Source organism: Pyxidicoccus sp. MSG2, from assembly GCF_026626705.1.
In the GTDB taxonomy this organism is placed as follows: Bacteria; Myxococcota; Myxococcia; order Myxococcales; family Myxococcaceae; genus Myxococcus.
Window position 1 is genome coordinate 7,307,352 of sequence record NZ_JAPNKC010000001.1, and the last position, 21,123, is coordinate 7,328,474.

The 21,123-nt window shown below is 71.7% G+C and carries 13 protein-coding genes; 10 read left to right on the forward strand and 3 right to left on the reverse strand.

What is annotated here, in order from left to right; all coding sequences use genetic code 11:
- Window positions 1-48 precede the first annotated feature (48 nt).
- Together OV427_RS28810 and OV427_RS28815 are read right to left on the reverse strand one after the other, a co-directional pair.
- Window positions 49-1,842 carry a WD40/YVTN/BNR-like repeat-containing protein gene (locus OV427_RS28810; protein WP_267859400.1) on the reverse strand — a complete coding sequence of 598 codons (1,794 nt, stop codon included), beginning with the start codon at window positions 1,840-1,842 and terminating at the stop codon, window positions 49-51.
- Window positions 1,843-2,018: 176 nt separating this feature from the next.
- Window positions 2,019-3,917, reverse strand: coding sequence for a WD40/YVTN/BNR-like repeat-containing protein (locus OV427_RS28815; protein ID WP_267859401.1), 1,899 nt, complete (start codon window positions 3,915-3,917; stop codon window positions 2,019-2,021).
- A 209-nt stretch (window positions 3,918-4,126) separates the two neighbouring features.
- Between OV427_RS28815 and OV427_RS28820 the strand changes: the two genes are divergently transcribed.
- The 9 genes from OV427_RS28820 (at window position 4,127) to OV427_RS28860 (ending at window position 18,080) form a co-directional block, all read left to right on the forward strand.
- Entirely contained in the window at window positions 4,127-5,680 is a 1,554-nt protein-coding gene (locus OV427_RS28820; protein ID WP_267859402.1) for a hypothetical protein, read from the forward strand.
- Between the two features lie 29 nt (window positions 5,681-5,709).
- Entirely contained in the window at window positions 5,710-6,708 is a 999-nt protein-coding gene (locus tag OV427_RS28825; RefSeq protein WP_267859403.1) for an AAA family ATPase, read from the forward strand.
- Entirely contained in the window at window positions 6,701-8,431 is a 1,731-nt protein-coding gene (locus OV427_RS28830) for a hypothetical protein (RefSeq protein WP_267859404.1), read from the forward strand. Before OV427_RS28825 ends, OV427_RS28830 begins: the two co-directional genes overlap by 8 nt.
- On the forward strand, window positions 8,428-9,411 hold the full coding sequence (locus tag OV427_RS28835) for an ABC transporter ATP-binding protein (protein WP_267859405.1): 984 nt from the start codon (window positions 8,428-8,430) through the stop codon (window positions 9,409-9,411). Before OV427_RS28830 ends, OV427_RS28835 begins: the two co-directional genes overlap by 4 nt.
- Window positions 9,412-9,419: 8 nt before the next feature.
- Entirely contained in the window at window positions 9,420-10,937 is a 1,518-nt protein-coding gene (locus tag OV427_RS28840) for an ABC transporter permease (RefSeq protein WP_420718370.1), read from the forward strand.
- A gap of 8 nt (window positions 10,938-10,945) precedes the next feature.
- The gene (locus OV427_RS28845; RefSeq protein ID WP_267859407.1) at window positions 10,946-11,794 is read left to right on the forward strand and encodes a DUF58 domain-containing protein; all 849 of its coding nucleotides are present in this window, start codon (window positions 10,946-10,948) and stop codon (window positions 11,792-11,794) included.
- The gene (locus OV427_RS28850; RefSeq protein WP_267859408.1) at window positions 11,791-13,518 is read left to right on the forward strand and encodes a BatA and WFA domain-containing protein; all 1,728 of its coding nucleotides are present in this window, start codon (window positions 11,791-11,793) and stop codon (window positions 13,516-13,518) included. The genes OV427_RS28845 and OV427_RS28850 overlap by 4 nt, the downstream gene beginning before the upstream one ends.
- 88 nt (window positions 13,519-13,606) lie before the next feature.
- A complete protein-coding gene (locus OV427_RS28855; RefSeq protein WP_267859409.1) occupies window positions 13,607-16,372 on the forward strand; it encodes a VWA domain-containing protein in 2,766 nt (921 codons plus the stop codon).
- 442 nt (window positions 16,373-16,814) lie between these two features.
- Entirely contained in the window at window positions 16,815-18,080 is a 1,266-nt protein-coding gene (locus tag OV427_RS28860) for a DNA alkylation repair protein (RefSeq protein WP_267859410.1), read from the forward strand.
- Window positions 18,081-18,519: 439 nt separating this feature from the next.
- Here the strand turns inward: OV427_RS28860 and OV427_RS28865 are convergent, their stop codons facing one another.
- A complete protein-coding gene (locus tag OV427_RS28865) occupies window positions 18,520-19,860 on the reverse strand; it encodes a hypothetical protein (RefSeq protein ID WP_267859411.1) in 1,341 nt (446 codons plus the stop codon).
- Window positions 19,861-20,065: 205 nt separating this feature from the next.
- Between OV427_RS28865 and OV427_RS28870 the strand changes: the two genes are divergently transcribed.
- Window positions 20,066-21,118: a hypothetical protein gene (locus tag OV427_RS28870; RefSeq protein ID WP_267859412.1), complete on the forward strand. Its 1,053-nt coding sequence runs from the start codon at window positions 20,066-20,068 to the stop codon at window positions 21,116-21,118.
- Window positions 21,119-21,123 lie beyond the last annotated feature (5 nt).

Sequence of the window (21,123 nt, forward strand, 5' to 3'; positions counted from 1 at the left end):
AGCGCGGCCGGGCGAGGGCAACCCGGCGCAGGTACGAACGCGTTCAATTCAGGGCAGTGGCGTGGTGCTCCGTGGAGATGCGTTCTTCACGGTCCGCGCCGCAATCTGGAACAGGTGGAGTGCACGGGCATATCCCCCGGGCCACCGGGTGAGACTTTCGTGCCCGCCGCATTTGTCTGCTTTGAAGACCAGCCTGCCCTCCTTCACGGGGCTGGAGGGACAGGCCCACTCGAGGACCACCTCCCGGCTGTTGGTGGAGCCGCAGCCGGTAGGAGCTTCTTCGTGGGTGGCGGCCTCCTCCAACTCTCGGAGGATGCGCTCTCCCTCGGTGCGTGAGAGCTTGAGTGCGTCGGCCTTCCAATGGTCGACGCGCACGGACTCCACCGTCAGGCGGCTCTCCTCCAGCCTCCCCGAGAGACTGGCGCCATCCCGGGTGAGCTCCAGCCGGAGTGTGTTCTCGACGTAGTGCTCGCAGCCCTGTTCGATGAAGCGGACATCCACGGTGGCGGGCGCGGTGGAGCGCAGGCACTCGAAGGGTGAGCTCACGCGGGCCTCGCCCGCTGAGGGTCCGGCGTTCATCTCGAAGTCGTAGGTGTCCATTGCCTCCGTGGCAATCACCCATTCGCGCCCGAAGTGGACGTCCCGGGAGCGCAGCAGCGTGCCCGTCGCCGTCCTGGCCAGGGCCGTGCCCGTCTTCAGGAACACGAGCCGCTGGATGGGCGTCTGCGGGAAGCGCCCCACCTTCACCCAGCTCCGGCCCGCATCGAAGGTGGCGACCACATGCTCACCCGACCACCCGAGCCACTCCGCGGAAGACTTCTGCGCGATGCCGTCCAGCGGCGTGGCGACGCCGGTACCCGCGCTTCGGAGGGGGCCCGCCCACGCGAGCCGGCCCGAGACGTGGGTGCGCAGCTGGCTTCCTCCGAGCGTCACCACCGCGTTTTCGCCCATGGCGACCGCGTCCTCGTTCAGGGCGGGAACCCACGAGGCCGGAGCACCACGGACCGTTCCCAGGGTGATGACCTGTTGCCCGCTCGGTGTCACGGCGAGGCCCAGGCCCGAGTCCTGCTCCTCGGAGGTCAGGGGCCGGGCGTGCCACGTCTTCCCGCCGTCGGTCGTCTGGAAGCGGCTCGCCTCTCCGGCAAGCCATCCCACCTCGGGCGTGAGGCGGACCACCTGGAGGAGCCGGTCGGGTTCCGGAGGGCGCAAGGCGCTGTCGACCAAGGGTGGCTCGGGAGCCGTCAGTTGCTGCCAGTGCTCACCGCCGTCCCGGGTCTCCCACAAGGTCCCGCTGCTCCCGAGGGCCCATCCCCGCTCGGTGTCGAGGAAGGACATGGACCTGCAGCGGTCGAAGTCGTTGAAGGGCGTGCCCTTCAGCGCGCGCCAATGGGCACCCGCGTCGTCGCTGCGGTGGATGCCGCCGGAGGAGCCACAGAGCCACGTGCGTTCGCCCGCGCGCTCCAGGTCATAGACCCACAGGTCTTCCGACAGCGGCACGGAGTGCCAGGTGCGCCCCGCGTCCACCGTGCGGAGCACCCGCGCGCCCATGTAGCCCGCGATGATGCCGATGTCGGGCGTGTACCAGACGAAGAGGTCGAGGTTGTGGTGGTCGTCGATGATGCCCCGGGAGAGCACGGCAGTGAGCTCCGGCTCCTCGCGCCAGGAGCGTCCGGCATCCGCGCTGCGCATTATCTGGAAGGGAACGGCTTCGTTGCTCGGACTGCCTCTGCGCGAGCCCTTCACCACGGCCCACCAGTCCCCCTCCATCCGTTGGGCCACGCTCGCCACCCGCTGGTAGTCGAGCTCCTGGACGCCCAGGTCCACGAGGAGGGTCGGGTCCACTGTGCGAGCTGGCTCGTCCCACGGAGGGAGCTCGCCGCGGGTGGGGCACCCGGGTTCCGTTACCAGCAGCAGCCCGAGCAGGGCTGGTAGGCACGAGGCGGGACTCATGGTGGAACCCTCCAGGGAGACAGCCTATCGCGGTGGCGCGCGCCGCCGTGCAGGCCCGTGAATGGCAATCAGTGGGACGCGTTCTTCAGGATGCGCATCGCGACGTCGTGCGCGTGGATGGCCCGCTCATAGCCCGCGGGGAAGGGATTGTGGAATTCGGGGGGGAGGGTGCAGTCATACGCACGGAGCTCCAGCTTGCCTCCCTTCGAGGGACTGGAGGGACACGTCCACTCCATGACCACCACGAAGCTGTTGGTGGATTGGCAGTCCATCGCCTGCTCCTCGTGCAGGACGATCTCCGCCAGCTCCCCGAAGATGCGCTCTCCCTCGGCACGAGAGAGGTTCCGTGGCTCGATGGGCGCTGTCTGCTCCATCCCTCCCAGAGAGCGCACTCCTGTGAGCTTCGCGCCGTCCTGGGCGAGCTCCAGCGTGAGCGTGTTCTGGGCCCCCCCGAAGCAGCTCATCTGGCCGAACTGGACCTTCAAGGTGGCGGGCGTGGTGGAGCGCACGCAATCGAAGGGCGCGAGCACGGGGCCTTCCGCCGGTACGGACCCCGTGCCTACCGCGAAGTCGTAGGCGTCCATGGCATCCGTGGTGACATCCCACCGGCTCCCGAAGAAGAGGGCGTGCGAGCGCATCAGCGTGCCGTCGGCCGCGCGAGCCAGCGCCGTTCCCGTCTTCCGATACACGAGCTGCTGGATGGGCGATTTCGGAAAACGCCCCACCTTCACCCAGCTCCGGCCCGCATCGAGGGTGGCGAACACGTGCTCACCCGACCACCCGAGCCAGCTCTGGGCAGACCTCTTCGCGACGCCGTCCAGCGCCGTGAAGGTCCCGGTGCCCGCGCCCCGGAGCGCGCCTGCCCAGACGAGCCGGCCCGAGACATACGTGCGCGGACCGGACTCCCCAAGCTCCCTCGCGGCGTCCCGTCTCTCGAACGCCATCACCGCGTCATCGCCCAGGGCGATCGCGTCCTTGTTCAAGGCGGGAACCCAGGTGTCCGGAGTACCACGGGCCGCTCCGACGGTGACGATGCGCTGCCCGCTCGGAGTCGTGGCGACGCGCGGACCTTCGTTCCGTTGTTCGAAGGTCAGGGGCCGGGCCTGCCACGTCTTGCCGCCGTCGGTCGTCTGGAAGCGGCTCACCTCGCCGGCAATCCAGGCCACCTCGGGGGTGAGGCGGACGACCTGGTGGAACGTCTCGGGCGCCGCGTCCCGCGACGGCTTGTTGGCCAGTGCCGCGACGGAGGACTTCAGGGGCTGCCAGTGCTCGCCTCCGTCATCGGTCTCGAACAGGGCGCCCGTCGCCCCCAGGGCCCAGCCCCGCTCCGGGTCCACGAAGGAGAGGGAGACGCAGTGGTCCTCGGTGGCGAGGGGCGTGCGCAGCTTGCGCCAGGTGGCGCCCGCGTCATCGCTGCGATGGATGTTCCCGGTGGAGCCGCAGGCCCACGTGCGTCCGCCCACGTGCTCCAGGTCATGGACCTGATGGTTCCACATGACTTCGGGCAGCTGCACGTACTTCCAGGTGTGCCCCGCGTCCTCCGTGCGCAGCACCCCCTTGCCCAGGTTGCCCGCGATGAGCGCGATGTCGAGCGTGAGCCAGGCGAAGTGCTCGATGCGGAAGGTCATGCTGGGGTGGAACCAGTTCAGCGCGGCGGTGAGCGCCGGGTCCTCCCGCCATGAGCGGCCTGCATCCGCGCTGCGCAGGACCGCGAAGAGGGGCGCCTGGGTGTTCGGCTCGTCCCAACGCCAGGTATTGGCCACGGCCCACCAGTCGCCCTCCTTCCTCCATGCGATGCTTTCGACTCGCTGGTAGCCGAGGGACTCGACGCCCAGGTCCGCGAGGATGGCCCGTTCCACCGTGCGAGGCGGCTCGTTCGAGGCGGCGGGCTCGGTGCGGGGGCTACAGCCGGAACCCGACAGCAGCATCAGCCCGAGCAGGGCTGGTACCCACGAGGTGGGACCCATGGTGGAACCCTCCAAGCACGCCAGTATACGTCAGCCGTGAGTACCGACTCGCGGGGATGCCGTAGACATTCGTAACCCTGCTGCATCTGGGAGGGCCTTGCAGCCGACCGCTCGCGGCGGTGAAACGACGGTTGCCGGTGGGTCCGTGACGCATCAGCCGGGTGTCGCTTGTGGGGAGTGGTCCGAGTGTCCGACACTCCCTCTCCTACATGGCCGCCAGCGAAGAACGCCGCTTCCAGGCATTGGTGCTCGCGCCCGTCCGGCGGGTGCAGCGGCGTCTCAATGCCGTGGCCTGGGCCGACGCGGGCCTCGCCCCGGTGTGGGCCACCGCCACCGCGTGTGTGCTCGCCCGGCTGCTCCTTCGCGGCGCCGTGGTGTGGGCGCTGCCTCCGCTGTTGGCCGCGGGCTTCGCGTGGTGGTTCTGGCGTGCGCGCTCGCGCGGTGTGTCGCTGGAGCATGCCGCCGTGCTCGCGGACCGCTCGGCCAATGCCGGGGGACTGTTGCTCACGCGCCTGGAGCGGCCTGTCGGCGAGTGGGAGCTCACCGTCAACCAGCTCGCCGGCGCGGTGAAGACTCCCGAGGTGCCGTGGCGCAGGCCCGTGGGTGCGTTGCTGGGCGCGCTGCTCTTCACCGGAGTGGGCTTCCTGCTGCCACTGCCCGCGCCGCGCGTCCGTCCCGCCAATGCCGCCGCCGCCGCGAAGGTCGCCGCCGTGCAGGCCCAGGCGGAGGCCCTCGCGAAGGAGGAGGTGCTGGACGAGGCCGTGCGGGACGAGCTGCGCCGGCTCGCCGAGGAGGTCGCCGAGGGCCGCTTCGACTCCGGTGACTGGGAGGCCGCCGACGCGATGGAGAAGCGGCTCGCGGAGAAGGCCGCCGAGGCCGCCGCCGAGCTGTCCCGCGCCTCCGAGGCCGCGCGCGAATTGGAGGAAGCGCTGGGCGCTGCTGGAGGCGCCGAGGCCACCTCCCGCGAGCGCGAGGAACTGGAGCGCGCGCTGATGGAGCTGAGCGGCGGAGACCCCAGCGCCTCCCAGGACGGTAGCGAGGGCACGGAGCAGGGCCAGCAACAGTCCGGCGAGTCCCAGCAGGGACAGCAGGCCCAGGCACAGCAGGGACAACAAGGTCAGCAGGGACAGCAGGCCCAACAAGGTCAGCAGGGGCAGGGCCAGCAGTCACAACAGGGGCAGCAGGGCCAACAGGGCCAGCAGTCCGCCGCCGCGCGGGCGCGCTCGCAGGCGTCGGGCTCGCCGGACCAGATTGCCAACCTCCGCCAGTCCCTGGAGCGACGTCGCCAGGCGCTGGAGAACCGCTTCGACCCGCAGAAGAACAACGGCTCCGAGGCCCAGGCGCAGCAGCGCTCGGGGCAGGGCCAGAAGGGGCAGTCCGGCCAGGGCCGTCCGGGGCGCGAAGGCTCCGGTGAGGGCCAGGGCTCCGAGGGACAGGGCTCGAAGGGACACGCGAGCCGGGGCGTAAGCAAGGGCGCCGGTGCGGGGCGCGGGGGCGAGAGTCAGCCGCTGGTCTACGGAGACCAGGCGGAGATGGACCCGGAGCGGCTCGCCTTCGAGCCGCTGCCGCAGGGTAGGGGCGGTAACGAGGCCGAGGAATTGTGGGGCCTCCAGGCCGCGGAGCCCCTGCGGCACGCGGGGCCCGCGGGAGCGGGTGGAGCACAGGGCACCAGTGCCCGGGGCGATGCGACGGCGGGGCCCGGTGCGGCGCCGCTGCTGCCTCGCAACCGCGACCTGGTGAAGCGGTACTTTGGGGGCGAGTAGTCGGGGAGTCGTCCAGAAGGGGAGAACACGTGGCAGCGGAGCTTCTCAGTCCCGTCGAGGCGCAGGGTGCGGCGGAGGTGGCGGCGCGACTCAAGGACGCGCTCAACACCGTGATGCTCGACCAGGAGTCCGTCGTCGAGCAGGTGGTGGTGGCGGTGCTCGCGCGCGGGCACGTGCTGCTGGAGGGACTGCCCGGCCTCGGCAAGACGGAATTGTGCAAGGCGCTGGCGCGGCTGCTCTCGCTGCCCTTCCGCCGCATCCAGTTCACCCCCGACCTGCTCCCCGGCGACATCACCGGCACCTACGTGCTGGAGGGCGAGGGCCGCCGCGACTTCGTCTTCCGAGAGGGCCCGCTCTTCGCCAGCCTCGTGCTCGCGGACGAAATCAACCGCTCCAGCCCCAAGACGCAGTCCGCGCTGCTGGAGGCCATGCAGGAGCGCAGCGTGACGGTGCTCGGGCAGACGCGCTCCCTGCCCGACCCGTTCTTCGTGCTCGCCACACAGAACCCCATCGAGCTCGAGGGCACCTACCCGCTGCCCGAGGCGCAGCTGGACCGCTTCCTCTTCCGCATCCAGGTGCCCCCCGTGGGCGCGAAGACGCTGCGCACGCTGCTCACCACGCGCGTGCGCGGCACCCCGCCGGAGTTGTCCCCCGTGCTCGACGCGAGCGGCCTCGCGCGCCTGTTCACCGCGGTGGACCGCGTCCACCTTCCCGGCCCCGTGGCGGACTTCATCGGCCGGCTGGTGGAGGCCAGCGACCCGCGGCAGGCTTCCGCGCCGGACGCGGTGCGCCGCTTCGTGCGCTATGGCGCCAGCCCTCGCGCGGCGCTCGCGCTCGCCGCCTCCGGGCGTGCCCTGGCGCTGCTGCGCGGCCGTCCCAACGTGGGCTTCGATGACGTGGTGGCCACCGCGTCCGCCGCCCTCAACCACCGCCTCGTGCTCGCCTACGAGGCGTCGCTGGAGAAGGTCACCGCCCCGGACGTGGTGCGCGCCCTCCTGCAGGCGGTGCCCGAGGTGCCCCGTGGCTAGCGTCCTGACGGCCGCGGTGCTGCTCGTGCTGCTCGGGTCCGCGCCCGCCGTGGCGGACGAGGAGCGCGTGCGCTCGGGCTACAGGAATGCCTCGGGCAAGAGCGAGGTCCTCCAGGAAGGCACCCTGCGCGTCTCCATCCGCACCGGAGTGCTGAAGCCTCCGCGTGGCTATACGCCGGTGGAGGTGGTGCTGCAGAACACCGGCCCGGTACCGCTCCAGGCACGGCTGTCGTTCGAGGGGCACTACGGCACGGGCTCGCGCACCTCGGAGCGCACGGTGGAGGTGGGCCCCCTCGCGCGCGTCGTCACGTGGCTGCCCCTGCCCGCGGTGCTTCAGGCGGGCAACCTCACGGTGGACGCGCCCGGCCTGCCGAGGATGGTCCAACCCATGTACCTGGACGACGCGGGCGAGGGGGCCGCGCTGGTGCTGGGCAAGGTGAAGGACTTCGAGAAGGACGTCGCCCTGCAGGAGACGCAGTCGGAGCAGGAGCCCCTCTTCGCCGTCCGCTTCCTCGAGGAGCGCGAGGCGCCCCGCGACCTGTCCTCGTACGTGGGCTACCCGGCGGTCGTCGTCGCCATGGACGCCACCCAGTTGCCCGCGGACGTGTGGGCCGCGCTGGAGGCCTACGCCGCCACCGGAGGCCGGCTCGTCATCACGCGCCCTTCACGAGACGTGCTCGAGCGTCTGCCGCTGCTGCCCGCGGGCGACCGCGCCCGCGAGTTGGAGTATGGCTTCGGCCGCGTGTGGCTGGGCGCGCAGACCGGAGGCTACTACCCGGGGATGGTGCTCGAGCCCTCCGGGAGCGGGACAGACCTGGGGATGGTGAATCCCGTGGGCCCGCCGCCGCGCTGGGAGCGGGGCAGCGCGCTCCGGAATGGAGCCGCGCCGCTGCTGGAGAGCGCGCGTGCGCCGGTGGGACGCTTCCTCTTCCTCATCTTCGCCTTCGCGCTGGCGGTGGGCCCGGGCGGGCTGATGCTGGCGCGGCGCCGGGGGCCGGTGTCCGTGCTCGTGGCGGTGCCGTTGATTTCGCTCGTCACGTGCCTGGCCCTCGTCTCGTGGTCGGTGCTGGTGGACGGCTTCGCGGTGCATGCCGCGCGCTACAGCCTCACGTGGCTGGACGGCGAGCGCTCCCGCGCGGTGACGCTGGGCGTGGGCGCCTGGTACGCGAACCTGGCACCGGGCTCGGTGAAGCTGCCCGGCTCCAGCACGCTGCTGCCTCCCGGTGACGTGGAGGCGCCGCCCGCGGACCTGGACTGGACGGAGGGGTTGACGGTGACGGACGGCTTCCTCACGCCGCGCACCTACCGAGAGTGGGGCGAGGTCTCCGTGCTGCCCACGCGCGCGCGCCTGGTGCTGCGGCAGGAGGGCAAAGCGCTGAGGGTGCAGAACGCCCTGGGGGCGGCCATCAAGGAAGGCTACGTGCGGCGGGGAAACGCGACGTACCGGCTGCCCCCGCTGATGGACGGGGCGGAGGCGGCGTTGCAGGGGCCCGTGCCCGAGAGCGAGATGCCCCATCCGACGGAGGTGCTGATGGACCAGATGGGCTCCGCCCTGTCCGACCGGCTCCTCAAGAACAAGGGCGCCTTCCGCGCGGACCTGCCCGACGGCGGCTTCATCGTGCTCACCGGGGGAACGGGTATGGCGCCCACGTCCTCGATGAAGGTGGAGCTGGAGGCCGGCGTGCACCTGGTGCGCGGCCAGGTGCGGGAGGCGCGGCCATGAGCCTGCTGGAGGTGAAGGGGCTGCGGCGGGACTTCGGGACGCTGCGCGCGGTGGACGAGGTGTCCTTCAAGCTGGAGGCCGGCAGCATCCTGGGCTTCATCGGCCCCAACGGCGCGGGGAAGAGCACCACACTGCGCATCCTCGCCACGCTGGACGTGCCCACTTCGGGCGAGGTGCTGCTGGACGGGCACTCGCTGGTGGACGCGCCGGACAGGGCCCGGCCGCTCATCGGCTACATGCCGGACCGGTACGGCACCTATGACGACGTCACCGTCTTCGAGTTCCTCGACTTCTTCGCGCGTGCCTACGGGCTGAAGGGCGCGCAGCGCAGGCAGCGGGTGGACTCCGTCATGGCCTTCGCCGGCCTCACCCCGCTGGCGGACAAGCTCACCACCGCGCTGTCCAAGGGCATGCGGCAGCGCGTGGCGCTCGGGCGCACGCTGCTGCACGACCCACGACTGTTGCTCCTCGATGAGCCGGCGGACGGGTTGGACCCGCGCGCCCGCATCGAGCTGCGCGAGCTGCTGCGCGCCCTGGCCGACCAGGGCAAGGCGGTCATCATCTCCAGCCACATCCTCACGGAGCTGGCGGAAATCTGTGACACGTGCGCCATCATCGAGCAGGGCCGCCTGCTGGCCACGGGCAAGGTGGAGGACATCCTCCACCAGGGCGGTGGCCACGCCGTGGCCCCGGAGCTGACGGTGCGGCTCGCGACGGGCGCGGAAGGTGATGCCCTCTGGGCTCGCGCGGAGCGACTGCTGCTGGAGCAGCCGCGGGTGGCGCGGGTGGCGCGCGAGGGTGAGTCGCTGCGCGTGCGGCTGGAGTTGGAGGCGGGCGCCGGGCCCGCGCAGGCGGACGCGGCGGCGGCGGTGCTGCTGGCGGCGCTGGTGTCCGCGGGCCTGCCGGTGTGTGCGTTCAACGCCCGGGAGCGGAACCTCGAGGATGCGTTCATGACGGTGACGAAGGGGAGGGTGGCGTGAGCACGCCCATGGACACGGCCGCGAGCACGGCACCCGAAGCGGCGGCGCCCCCGGCGGGAGGCACGGCGGCGAGCGTGGCGCCGTGGTGGGAGCGGTGGGGAGACAGGCTCAACCCGCTGGTGGTGAAGGAGGTCCGCCAGGGCCTGCGCACGCGCATCTTCTGGGCGTGCTTCGGGCTGATGCTGCTGGCGTGCGTGGTGCTGTCGCTCATCGCCTACGTGGAGGTCCGCGAGGCGGCCTTCGCGCGCCATGGCCGGACCTACTTCTTCTCCTTCTTCTTCTGCCTGGGCGTGGTGCACTTCTTCGTCATCCCCTACAACGCGTACCGCTCCCTCGCGCGCGAGCGGGAGGACGAGACGTGGGTGCTGCTGGTGCTCACCGGCCTGGGGCCCCGCCGGATTCTGCGCGGCAAGGTGGCGTCGTACCTGGTGCAGGCGGGCCTGTATGCGTCGGCGGTGGGGCCCTTCCTGCTCTTCAGCTACTTCCTCAACGGCATCGCGTTGCCCAACATCCTCGTCATCCTGGCGCTGGGGGCGGCGTGGCTCGTCTTCCTCACGGTGGTGGGCGTGTGCGCGGCGACGCTGGCGGACGGGCGGTTGGGCCGCGCCTTCATCCACTTCACGCTGCTGGCCGCGCTGGCCACCGCGCTGGTGCAGGGGCTGGTGGCCGCGTTCGTGATGAGCGACGAGGGAGACCGGCTGCTGCGCGATGACGACTTCGTCTACGCGGCGGGAATCTCCCTGCTGTTGATGCTCACCGACGGGTGGCTGCTCTTCGAGGCCGCCGCGGCGCGGCTGTCGCTGCCGACGGAGGACTACACGCGCGGGCCACGCCGGGCGCTGCTGGTGCAGGTGCTGCTGGGCATGCTCGGCGGCGTGGCGGTGTGGTGGGCCGAGGGGCGCGACCACACCGCGTCGGAGATATTCGGCATCATGGGCGCGCTGCATCTGCTCGCGGTGGGGCTCTTCGTGGCCACGGACGCGGACGGCCAGGCACGGCCGCTGCGCGCGCTCACCCGGCCATGGTCGCTGCTGCGGCCGGGCGCGCTGCGGGGCTTCCGGCTGGTGGTGCTGTTGCTTGTGGCCTGGGGCGTGTGGTTCGTGGGGTTGGAGGTGCTGTCCGCGGACATGCCGCTGCGCGGGGAGTCGATGCGGATGGCGACCGTGGCGACGCCCACCTACGGCATCCTCTTCCTGTCGGTGGCGGTGCTGCTGGGACGGATGGGCCGCTCGGACCGGCTGTCCTCGCCCGCGGCGGTGCGCCTGCTCTTCGTGGCGTCGGCGGGCCTGGCGGCCGCGCTGCCTCCGCTGGCGGCCGTGCTGATGGAACTGGAAGGGGATGACGGGCTCATGAACCTGCTCAACCCGGTGGTGGGCATCGTCAACTTCGGCTCGTATGACTACTCGACGTCGGGCTCGAAGATGACGTGGGCGCTGCTGGGCTTCGTGGTGGGTGTGGCGGCGCTGGCCGCGTTCGCCGCGGACCGGGTGCTCGCCGAGCGCGAGAATCGGGCCCACGCCTCGTGAGCGCGAGGATGGACGAGGCGGCTGTCGCGCGGCTGGTGCCGGGGCTGGGACTGGCGCTTCCGCGCGTGCCCCACCGGGGCCGGGTGGGCGAGGTGCGCGCCACGTCCGCCGGAAGCTCGCTGGAGCTGCACGACTTCCGTGCGTACCAGCCGGGTGATGACTTGCGGCAGGTGGACTGGAATGCGGTGGCCCGCACGGGGGAGCTCATCCTGCGCATCCGCCAGGACGAGGTGTCGCCTCGCGTGGAGGTGGTGCTGGATGGCTCCCGCTCCATGGCGCTGTCGCCTCGCAAGGCGGCGTGCGCGCGCGAGGTGGCGCTGCTCACGGCGGAGGTGGCGGCGCGGCAGGGACTGTCGCCCACGTTGATGGTGGCGGGGACGCGGCCGGAGCGGGCGCAGGGGAATGCGTGCCGGGCGGCGCTCCATGCGGCGGAGTTCGACGCACGGGATGACTTGTCGGCGTCGCTGGGACGGCTGCCTCCGCTGCGCCCGTGCGGGCTGCGGGTGGTGGTGAGCGACTTCCTCTTCGAGGCGGACCTGCCGGCGCTGTGCTCGCGCCTGTCGCGCGGGGCGTCGGGGGTATTCCTGGCACAGGTGCTGGACGCGGAGGACCTGGACCCTTCGGGCGGGGAGGGGGCGCGACTGGTGGACGCGGAAAGCGGCGCGGCGCTGGAGGAGTTGCTGACAGAGGACGTGCTGGCCGCGTACTCGCGCCGGTTCGCGGAGCACCAGCGCGGGTTGAGGGCCGCTGCCATGCGGGCGCGCGGGACGCTGGTGACGGCTCCAGCGTCGGAGTCGCTCGCGGCGCTGGTGGCCGGGCCGCTGCGGCCCCTGTTCATCGCGGGAGGTGGGGCGTGAGCTTCGGCTTTCCGTGGGGGCTCTTGGCCCTGGGGGCGCTGGCGCCGCTCGTCGCCGCGTATTTCCTGCGTCGCCGGCAGAAGCCCGTCGTGGTGAGCGCGCTGTTCCTGTGGCGCACGCCGCGTCCCCGCGCCGAGGCGGGCCCACGCTTCGAGCGCTTCACGCGCGAGGCCTCGCTGCTGCTGGAGGTCCTGGCCGTCGTGGCCGTGGCGCTGTTCCTCGCGGACGTGCGGCTCGGTGAGACGGCGAGAACGCGGCACCTGGTGCTGGTCGTGGACGGCAGCCTGTCCATGTCCGCGCGCGGCCGGGACGGGGTGACGGTGCTGGAGAAGGCGCGCCAGGAGGCCGCGAAGCGCGTGGAGGAGGTGGACGCCACGCAGGTGACGGTGCTGGCCAGTGGCATCGCCCCGCGCGTGCTGGCGGGCCCGGAGGCGGAGCCTTCGCGTGCGCTCGCGGCGCTGGAGTCCTTTCATGCGCAGGGCGCGGACCATGACCCCGTGCCCACGTTGATATGGGCGCAGGAGCTGGCCGGTGCCGGCAGGCGCGTGGTCTTCCTCACCGACGTGGCTCCGGAGAACGCGGCCCTCGTGCCGGACTCGGTGCGGTGGATGGCGCTGGGGTCGGGGCGCGACAACGTGGCGCTCGTCTCCGCGCAGCGGCGGGACGAGGGCGCCACGGCCACGGTGACGCTGCGGGTGGCGCGCTTCGGCGCGGGGCCTCGGGAGGTGGAGGCACGGGTGCGCGCGCAGCCCGGCCCCGGCGCGAAGCAGGGCACCGAGCGCGTGGAGCGCGTGCAACTCCCCGACGAGGGCACCGCCACCGTGCGCCTCACCTTCCAGGGCGCGGGGGAGGTGGAGGTCTCCCTGCCCGACGATGCGCTGCCCGAGGATGGACGCGTCCGCCTGTCGCCCGCGCCGTTGCGTCCCATCGCGGTGGGACTCGCGGAGGGGCTCGCGGCGCCCGAGCGTCAGGCCGTGGAGCGCTTCCTCGCGGTGGCGCCCGAGGTGGAGAAGGGCACTCCGACGACTGGAGAGACGCTGCTCATCGGCCCCCGGGGGACGGATGCGCGGGTGACGGTGGGCGCGGCGGGGACGCTGCGCACCTTCCTGGGGCCGTTCTTCGCCGAGAAGGGCCACCCACTGCTGGATGACGTGCAGCTCGCGGGCGTGCGGTGGACCGCGGGGGACAACCCGCCCGGGCGTCCGCTGGTGACGGCGGGTGAGGCGGTGCTCGTGTCCGAGGAAGAGGGCGGCCGGGTGCACCTCAACGTGGACCTGACGCGCTCCAACGTCCAGCGCGTGACGGCGTGGCCGGTGCTGCTGGGCAACCTGGTGCGCGAGGCGCGGCGCACGCGCGAGGGCTTCCCCCGGCGGCAGCTCACCCTGGGCGAGCCCCTGCCCGTGGTGACGGTGCCCGGCGCGCGCTACACGCTGGTGGGCCCGGAGGGACGCCGTCCCGTGTTTGGCGCGGGGGCGGTGGACCTGCCACCGCCTTCGGGTCCGGGCCGCTACGTGCTGGAGCGCGACGGGGACGAGGTGGACACGGCGGAGGTGCTTGCCCTGGACGCCCGCGAGTCGGACCTGCGCGGGCGTGGCGCCGCGGACGTGGCGGCGCGCGAGGCGGGTGATGACGAGGAGCACGGCGCGCCGGGACGGGCGCGCTGGCCCCTGGTCCTGCTGCTGGCCGCGTTGGTCGCGGACTTCTACGTCACCCGGCGCGTATGAGTGCACAGGCCATGCAAGGGAACGAACAACAGGCCGCGCCAGACGGCCCCCCGAAAACTCCACCCGCAGGCGCCAGGCTCCTCTCGCGATGACCTTCTCCCTTCCCCAGGCGTGGGTGCTGCTGCTGCCGCTGGGCCTCTTCCTCTGGAAGTACGGCCGGCGGCCCGGTCCGCCCATGTGGCTGCGGGCCGCGCTGCTGGTGCTCGCGGTGGGCGCGCTGTCCGGCCCCGAGCTGCGGCTGGCGGACGCGGGCAGCGACGTCGTCGTGGTGGTGGACCGCTCCGCCTCCATGCCCCGCGACGTGGACCGCACCGCGCAGGAGCTCATCACCCTGCTGGAGGCGCAGCGCCGTCCCGGAGACCGCGTGGGCGTCATCACCTTCGGCCGCGAGCCCCGCGTGGAGCAGTCGCTGTCCACCGCCGGCCGCTTCGGCGGCTTCTCGCGGCCGGTGGATGTGGAGGCGTCGGACCTGGCCGCCGCGCTGGATGCGGCGGGCGGCCTCATTCCCGACGAGCGCACCGGTCGCGTGCTGGTGCTGTCCGACGGGCGGGCCACGGGCGTGGACGCGCGCGGCGCGGCGCGGAGGCTGGCGGCGCGAGGGCTCGCCGTGGACTGGCGCCAGCTCGCCCGGCCCGAGCCTCCGCTGGACGTCGCCGTCGTCTCGCTGGACGTGCCCGGCTCCGTGGCCGTGCGCGAGCCGTTCCAGTTCTCCGCCGTGGTGCACGCCACGGCGGCCGTCACCGGCAAGGTGCGCCTGGAGCGCAACGGCCGCGTGCTGGTGCAGGGCCCCTTCGACTTCACGCCCGGCGCCAACGTGTTGCCGCTCCGGGACTTGGTGGAGGAGCCGGGGCTCGTGCGCTACCAGCTCACGGTGGAGGCCCCCGGCGACGGTGTCACGGAGAACGACAAGGGGCTCGCGGTGCTGCGCGTGGAGGGACCGCCGCGCGTGCTGCTCTTGACGAACCAGCCCCGGGGCACACTCGCGAAGGCGCTCGCGGAGACGGGCATGCAGGTGGACGTCCGCGCGCCCTTCCGGCTCACGCTGGATGATTTGGACGGCGTGGGCTCGGTGGTGCTGGAGAACGTGGACGCCAACACGCTGGGCGAGCCGGGGCTCCTCTCGCTGGCGTCCTATGTGGAGCAGGCGGGGGGCGGGCTCGTGATGACGGGCGGGCGCAGCAGCTTCGGCGAGGGCGGCTACCGGCGCTCACCGGTGGAGCCGCTGCTGCCGGTGTCGCTGGAGATGCGCGAGGAGCAGCGCCGCGCGGCCGTGGCGCTGAGCGTGTTGATGGACTGCTCGTGCTCCATGGGCGTCACCGTGCCCGACGGGCGCACGAAGATGGAGCTGGCCGCCGAGGGCGTCGTCGCCGCGCTCACGCTGCTCAATCCGAAGGACGAGGTCTCCGTCCACATGGTGGACACGGAGTCCCACGAAATCTTCCCGCTCAGCTCGGTGGAGGCGGGCCTGCCGCTGAACGAGGTGGCGCGAGGCTTCAGCGGGGGCGGCGGCATCTACGTGGGTGAGGCGCTGCGCACGGGCCGGGAAGAAATCCTTCGCAGCGACAAGCCCACGCGGCACGTGCTGCTCTTCTCCGACGCGGCGGACTCCGAGGAGCCGGACGACTACCAGCGCACGCTGGCGGAGCTGCGCGCGAAGGACGTGACGGTGTCCGTCATCGGCCTGGGCTCGCCGAAGGATTCGGACGCGGACCTGCTGAAGGAGGTGGCCTCACGCGGCGGCGGGCGCATCTACTTCGCGGAGGATGCGATGAGCCTGCCGCGCATCTTCAGCCAGGAGACGCTCACGGTGGCGCGCGCCACCTTCGTGGACGAGCCCGCCTCGATGGAGGGCGCCCCGGACCTTCCGTTGCTGGGCCGCTTGTCGCCGCAGGGGCTGCCGCAGGTGGGCGGCTACAACCTCACGTACCTCAAGCCGCGCGCCAGCGTGGCGCTGCGCACGCTGGACACCAACACCGCGCCGGTGCTGGCCATGTGGCCGCGCGGCGCGGGGCGCACGGTGGCCTTCACCGCGGAGGTGGACGGGCCGTACACGGGCGAGCTGCGCCAGTGGAGCGCGCTGCGCGCGGCGCTGGAGGCCATGGTGCGCTGGACGCTCGCGGGCGCGACGCCCGTGGGCGAAGCGGTGGTGCGCTCCGAGCGGCGGGGCCACCTGCTGCGCGTGACGTTGGATTTGCCTCCCGGCGAGCCGCTGCCGGGCGCGCTGCCCACGCTGGTGCTGCTGCCCGGGGACGGGCGCACCGCCCAGGTGGAGAAGCCCATGCGCTGGGAGGACGAGGACCGGCTGGTGGCCGAGTACCCGCTGCAGGGCAGTGGCACGTGGCACCCGGTGGTGCGCCTGGGCTCGCGGGTGCTGCGCGCGCCGCCGGTGACGCTGCCGTACGCACCGGAGTTCGAGCCCGGCAGCGTGAAGGAGGGCCTGGAGTTGCTGCGCGCGGTGGCGGCCGTGGGGGGCGGCGTGGAGCGCCTCTCCATGACGGGCCTCTTCATGGAGGCGCCCGAGTCGCAAGGCCGGCTCGCCCTGGCACCGTGGTTGGTGGGCCTGGCGCTGGCCGTGCTGCTGGCGGAGGTGGCCGTGCGCCGCTTCCTCTCCGGGCCTCGCGTGCGCAAGCCAGCCTCGGTGACGGTGGCCAGGCCCGCGTTCGCGGGTGTGCCGGCTGTCAGTGCCGCGCCTGTTCGCGCGGCTCCCACCGTGGAGGTGAAGCGCGGCACGGAGGAGCAGGGCGAGGCGACGGCGGCTCCCACCGACACCGCGGTCGCGAAGCCGAAGGAGGGCGGGGTGGATTCCGCGCTGGAGGCGGCTCGCGCCCGCTCCCGCCGACGGCTGGACCGGTGACGCGCGGAGGTGGCGGCGCGCTCGGGCCCATGCATGGCTCACGACGTCGCGAACGCTGGCGGCAGCTCCCGTTGGAGGCGGGAACGCGCGAGCGGCGGTAGCGCAACGGATGGAAGGTGCGGGCTGGCCGGACTCGGATGGAGATCAGCGCTGAGGCACAGCCCGCGATGAAAAAGTGCAGGCCGCCCCGGGTTCGAGATGGGCAGTCAATGGTGTGGGGCGGCCCGCGGTGAAACGGTGCGGGTCGTCCCGGACTCAGGATGCAAAATCACAGTTGGGGGGCGACCTGCGGTGAGGCACGGGTGACCCCAAGCTCGGAGGGGGAACACAGATGCAGGGCAACCCGTTCCCCGTGGGGCTCACAGGGCGAAGAGGAAGATACACGGCAAGTGTGTTCAACGCAACAGAATTGGAAAATTCCTTAGGGGCGAGAATCTACGACATGGACCTCCAAGAGACGATGCGGGAGCTGGAGTCATTGGGTTCGGAGCAGACCCGGAAGACGTTCCTTCGTCACGGTGCGTCGGAGCCGCTCTTCGGCGTGAAGTTCGGGGACCTGGAGAAGCTGCGCAAGCGCATCCGGACGAACGCCGGGCTCGCCGAGGCGCTGTGGGACACGGGCAACGCGGATGCGCGCATGCTGGCGACGATGGTGGCCGATGCCGCCGCCATGTCGTGGGAGCACCTGAATGCCTGGGCCCAGGCGATCAACTGGCACTCGCTGGTGGATGTCTTCGTGAGCAACGTGGCGCTGCGCTCACCGCACTTCAGGACGGCGGTGGAGACGTGGACGGCGCAGGCCGGGGAGCTGCAGAGCCGCGCGGGCTGGCAGTTGCTGGCGGCGCTGGCCACCAAGACGACGAACCTGGTCGACGCGGAGCTTGCCCCCTGGCTGCCGCGCATCGAGCAGGGCATCCACACCGCGCAGAACCGCGTGCGCGAAGCGATGAACACCGCGCTGATTGCCATTGGCGGGAGGGGTGGGCCGCTGCGGGAGACGGCACTCGAGGTGGCGAAGCGCATCGGCAAGGTGGAGGTCGACCACGGTGACACCGCCTGCGAGACGCCAGATGCGGCGGAGTACATCGAGCGGATTCGCGCCCGGAAGGAGGGGGGCATGGCGAAGGCCGCCGCCGTGGCGAAGAACGCCGTGGACAGCGTGAAGGACATGGCGGCGAAGGCTCAGGGCGTGGCGTCGTCGGGCGCGATGAACGCCGTGGCGAACGCGAAGAACGTGATGGCCGGCGCGAGGAGCGTCGTGAGCAGTGCGCAGGGCGTGGTGTCGGCAGTGGCGAAGAAGGCGGCCGCCGGTGCGCGGAACGTGGTCTCCGGTACGGCGCGGAAGGCGCCCTCGGGTGTGAAGACGGCTGCGGCGAAGAAGGCCCCGGCTCGCGCGAAGAAGAACGGGGCGGCGAAGAAGGCCAGCCCGGCGTCCACAGCTCGCAAGGCGGCGCCGACGAAGCGTGCCTCCACCACGGCGAAGAAGGCCACCGCGAAGCGCGGCGCTTCTACCCAGACGAAGAGGACCCCGGTGCCTCGGGCTGCCCCCGCGTCGAAGCGGGCCACGGCGAAGCGAGCCGCTCCCGCACCGAAGCGGGCCACGGTGAAGCGAGTCGCTCCCGCATCGAGACGGGCCACGGCGAAGAAGGCGGCGACACCGAGCCGGAGCAGGACCGGCGTGAAGAAGGGCTCACGGTCCCGCTCCTGATTCGCACGAAGGATGGCCTCATCAGGAACGGGCTGGAGCGGGGCCCCGGTTCTCCGCCTGTTCCGGATGACAGCGGTTCCGTCGCGGAGCCGCACTGCCAGGGTTCAATCTGGACGCGGATTCGAACCGCGGGGACTCCTGCCAGACCTTGCGGTGGAGCCCCCGGGCAGGAGGTTTGAGTCTCCCTGTTCGGAAATGTCGGGGGTTTTCAGGCGCGGCGAAATGTCCCGACATTTCCGAACAGGACGGTGCCCGGAAGCGTCCGGACCGCTCATGCCGTCAGTGCGTACCGCCTGGTGGCGCTCGCCGAGCCGCCTGTCTGCTGTCGAGCGGAACGTTTCCTCCAGCTCCGCTCGTACCTCCTCGCCCGGTGCCAGCCCCGCCATACGTGGGCGACACCCAGGCCCCGCAGGACTCATCCGCGCCCTGAATCACTCCGCTACGGCGTGCACAGCCGCTGGCCACCGGTCTGCTTGTAGGCCCGCACGCGGGTCACCAGGTTGCCGTTGTCCGACTCCGGCGTGGTCGTCCCATCGATGCCGGCACCGAATGCGAAGCCCACGGAGTGGGCGGCGGCCAGCTCGGCGGTGTGCGCGAAGAAGTAGTCCACGCGGTTGTCCTTCCACGCGTCGCCCGAGTTGGGCAGGGCCGGGTTGCCCACCGGGAGCTGCCACCAGAAGTTCGGCTTGTTCAGCCGCTCGGAGAGGGCCCTGGCCCAGGCGAAGGCCTGATGGAAGTGGGGCAGGGTGGCGTTGGTCGCGTCCCACCACGTGTCCTCGCCCTGGTTCACCTGGTACCAGCCGGCGTCGCGGTCCGCCGCCTCGATGACGACGAAGTCCGTGTCCGCCGCGCCCAGCTTCAACAGGAAGTCGGCCACCTTCCGGGCCTCGCCCGCCACGTCGAAGGACGCCTGCGTGTTGAGGTACACGTCCATCTTCGTGGCCCAGGGGCTCGCGTGCAGGCCCACCTTCGCGTTGGGTGCGTACTTGCGCGTCATGGCCACCATGCACTTCGCCAGCCCCGCGGCGTTGTTCTCCTGCGTGCCGCAGTCCGTGGAATTGGCGGTGGCCACCTGCGCCGGCACCGTGCGCGGGTCTCCATTCGAGTTGAACTGGAGGTAGCCCCACAGGTCCGGCTCGAGGTGGAGCAGCGCGCGCTCACTGCCCACCTGCTGCAGCGCGAAGCGCCAGTCGTTCAGGTAGCGCCGCATGAACGCCACGTCGTTCAGCTTCGTCAGCTGCGCTGCGCCCTCGCCCTCGCGGCTGCCCAGCAGCTCCACGTAGTAGGTGATGAAGGGAAGCTGGCCGCGCCCCTTCGCCACGCGGATGAAGTCGCGCACCATGGCGCCCGGCGTGGCGGCGATGTCCTGCCAGCAGCCCCACCACGCGCACTGGTACTGCCCGCAGGAGCCCTCCTGCGTCGTGCAGGAGTTGTTGCAGGCGGTGCAGACAGTGGTCGAGTCCACGAGCCGGCTCGACACGTAGAGGTAGTGGACATCGAAGGGCGCGTTGGCCGCGGTGGCGTCCTCCATCTTCGCGCCCACCAGCAGCCGGTCCTTCCCCAGCGACTTCAACAACGAATCGCCCAGGCACGCCGAGGGCTCGGTGCCGCCATCCGTGTTGCCACCGGTGCCCGCGTCCGTCTCCGTCCCGGCATCCACGCCCGCATCGGACGAGGGCTGCTTGTCGCCGTCATCCGAGCTGGAGCAGCCCGCCAGCGCCAACAGGCCAAGGGTGAGGAACGCGAGCTGCTTCATCCGCTTCGGAGGAGGGGTGCGCATACGGCCCCCGACGCTACTCCGTCACCCCGCCAGAGCGTCACCGGACCCATGGTGTCGCGGGACGGCCCGGCCTGCCTGCCCGTCCACCTCGGCCCGCGTCCAGTCAGGAGCCAACAATCCGCCAATCTTTCAAATCAAGAAATTCTTGAGAGTTGCTCAGCGCCCCGGCTAGACGCACGGCTCCCTTATTCCCCCCGAGGATTTGATGAAGACGCGAGTGTGGATGCTCCTGGTGCCCGCGCTGCTGGCGGCTGGCTGTGGCCCCGTCGATGAAGCGGAGGCGCCCGTCATCGACGAGCTGACCGGTCAGGTGCTGCAGGAGGCCACGACGAAGTACGACATGCACCGGTTGATGGAGGACGAGGACATCGTCGGCGGCCAGTGGATTACCCCCGCGCAGGTGCAGGCCTTCCTCCAGCAGAACGGCTCGTACCTGGCCACGTACAAGGACCCGGCCTGGGGCAACAAGACGGCCGCCACGCTCATCGTCGAGCGCTCCAGGGCGTACACCATCAGCCCGCTGTACATGCTCGCGCGCATCCAGGGCGAGTCGAGCCTCATCCAGAGTGGCACCTCCACCAACCTGTCCAAGGCCACCGGCTGCGGCTGTCCGGACGGCAGCGGCTGCGACGCGCAATACACGGGCTTCGGCAACCAGATTGAGTGCTCGGCGAAGAAGATGCGCGGCTACTTCGTCGACCTGGATGCGGGGCGCACCACGGTGTCCGGGTGGAAGGTGGGCCTGACGAAGAACACGTCGGACCCGTGCACGGTGAAGCCCGTCACGAAGGCCACCGCGGCGCTCTACACGTACACGCCCTGGGTGGGCGCGTACGCCCTCCAGTGCGGCCGCACCACCGTGGGTGGCTCGTCGCTGATGGCCAGCATCTTCAACCGCTTCAAGACGGCCTATAACTGGGGCAGCGCCCCCACCACCTGCTACACCGAGACGGCGGGCACCGCGCTGCCCGTGAATGGCTGCGTGCAGAGCTCGTCGGATGCGATGTGGCGGCAGTGCCTGTCGTCCGGAGCCTTCACGGCGGGCAGCACCACGAAGCCCACCACCTGCACCGTGTCCTATCCGTGGTGCTCCTCCGCCACGCTGGGCCGCTCCGTCCCCGCGCGCACCTGCGTGCAGTCCTCCGGGGACTCGCAGTGGCACCAGTGCGGCGTGGAGGGCGCATGGCAGAGCGCGCCCACGGCGCCCACCAGCGGCTCGGGCCCCGTCGGCACCTGCTTCGAGCTGTACGCGCTGTAGCCTGC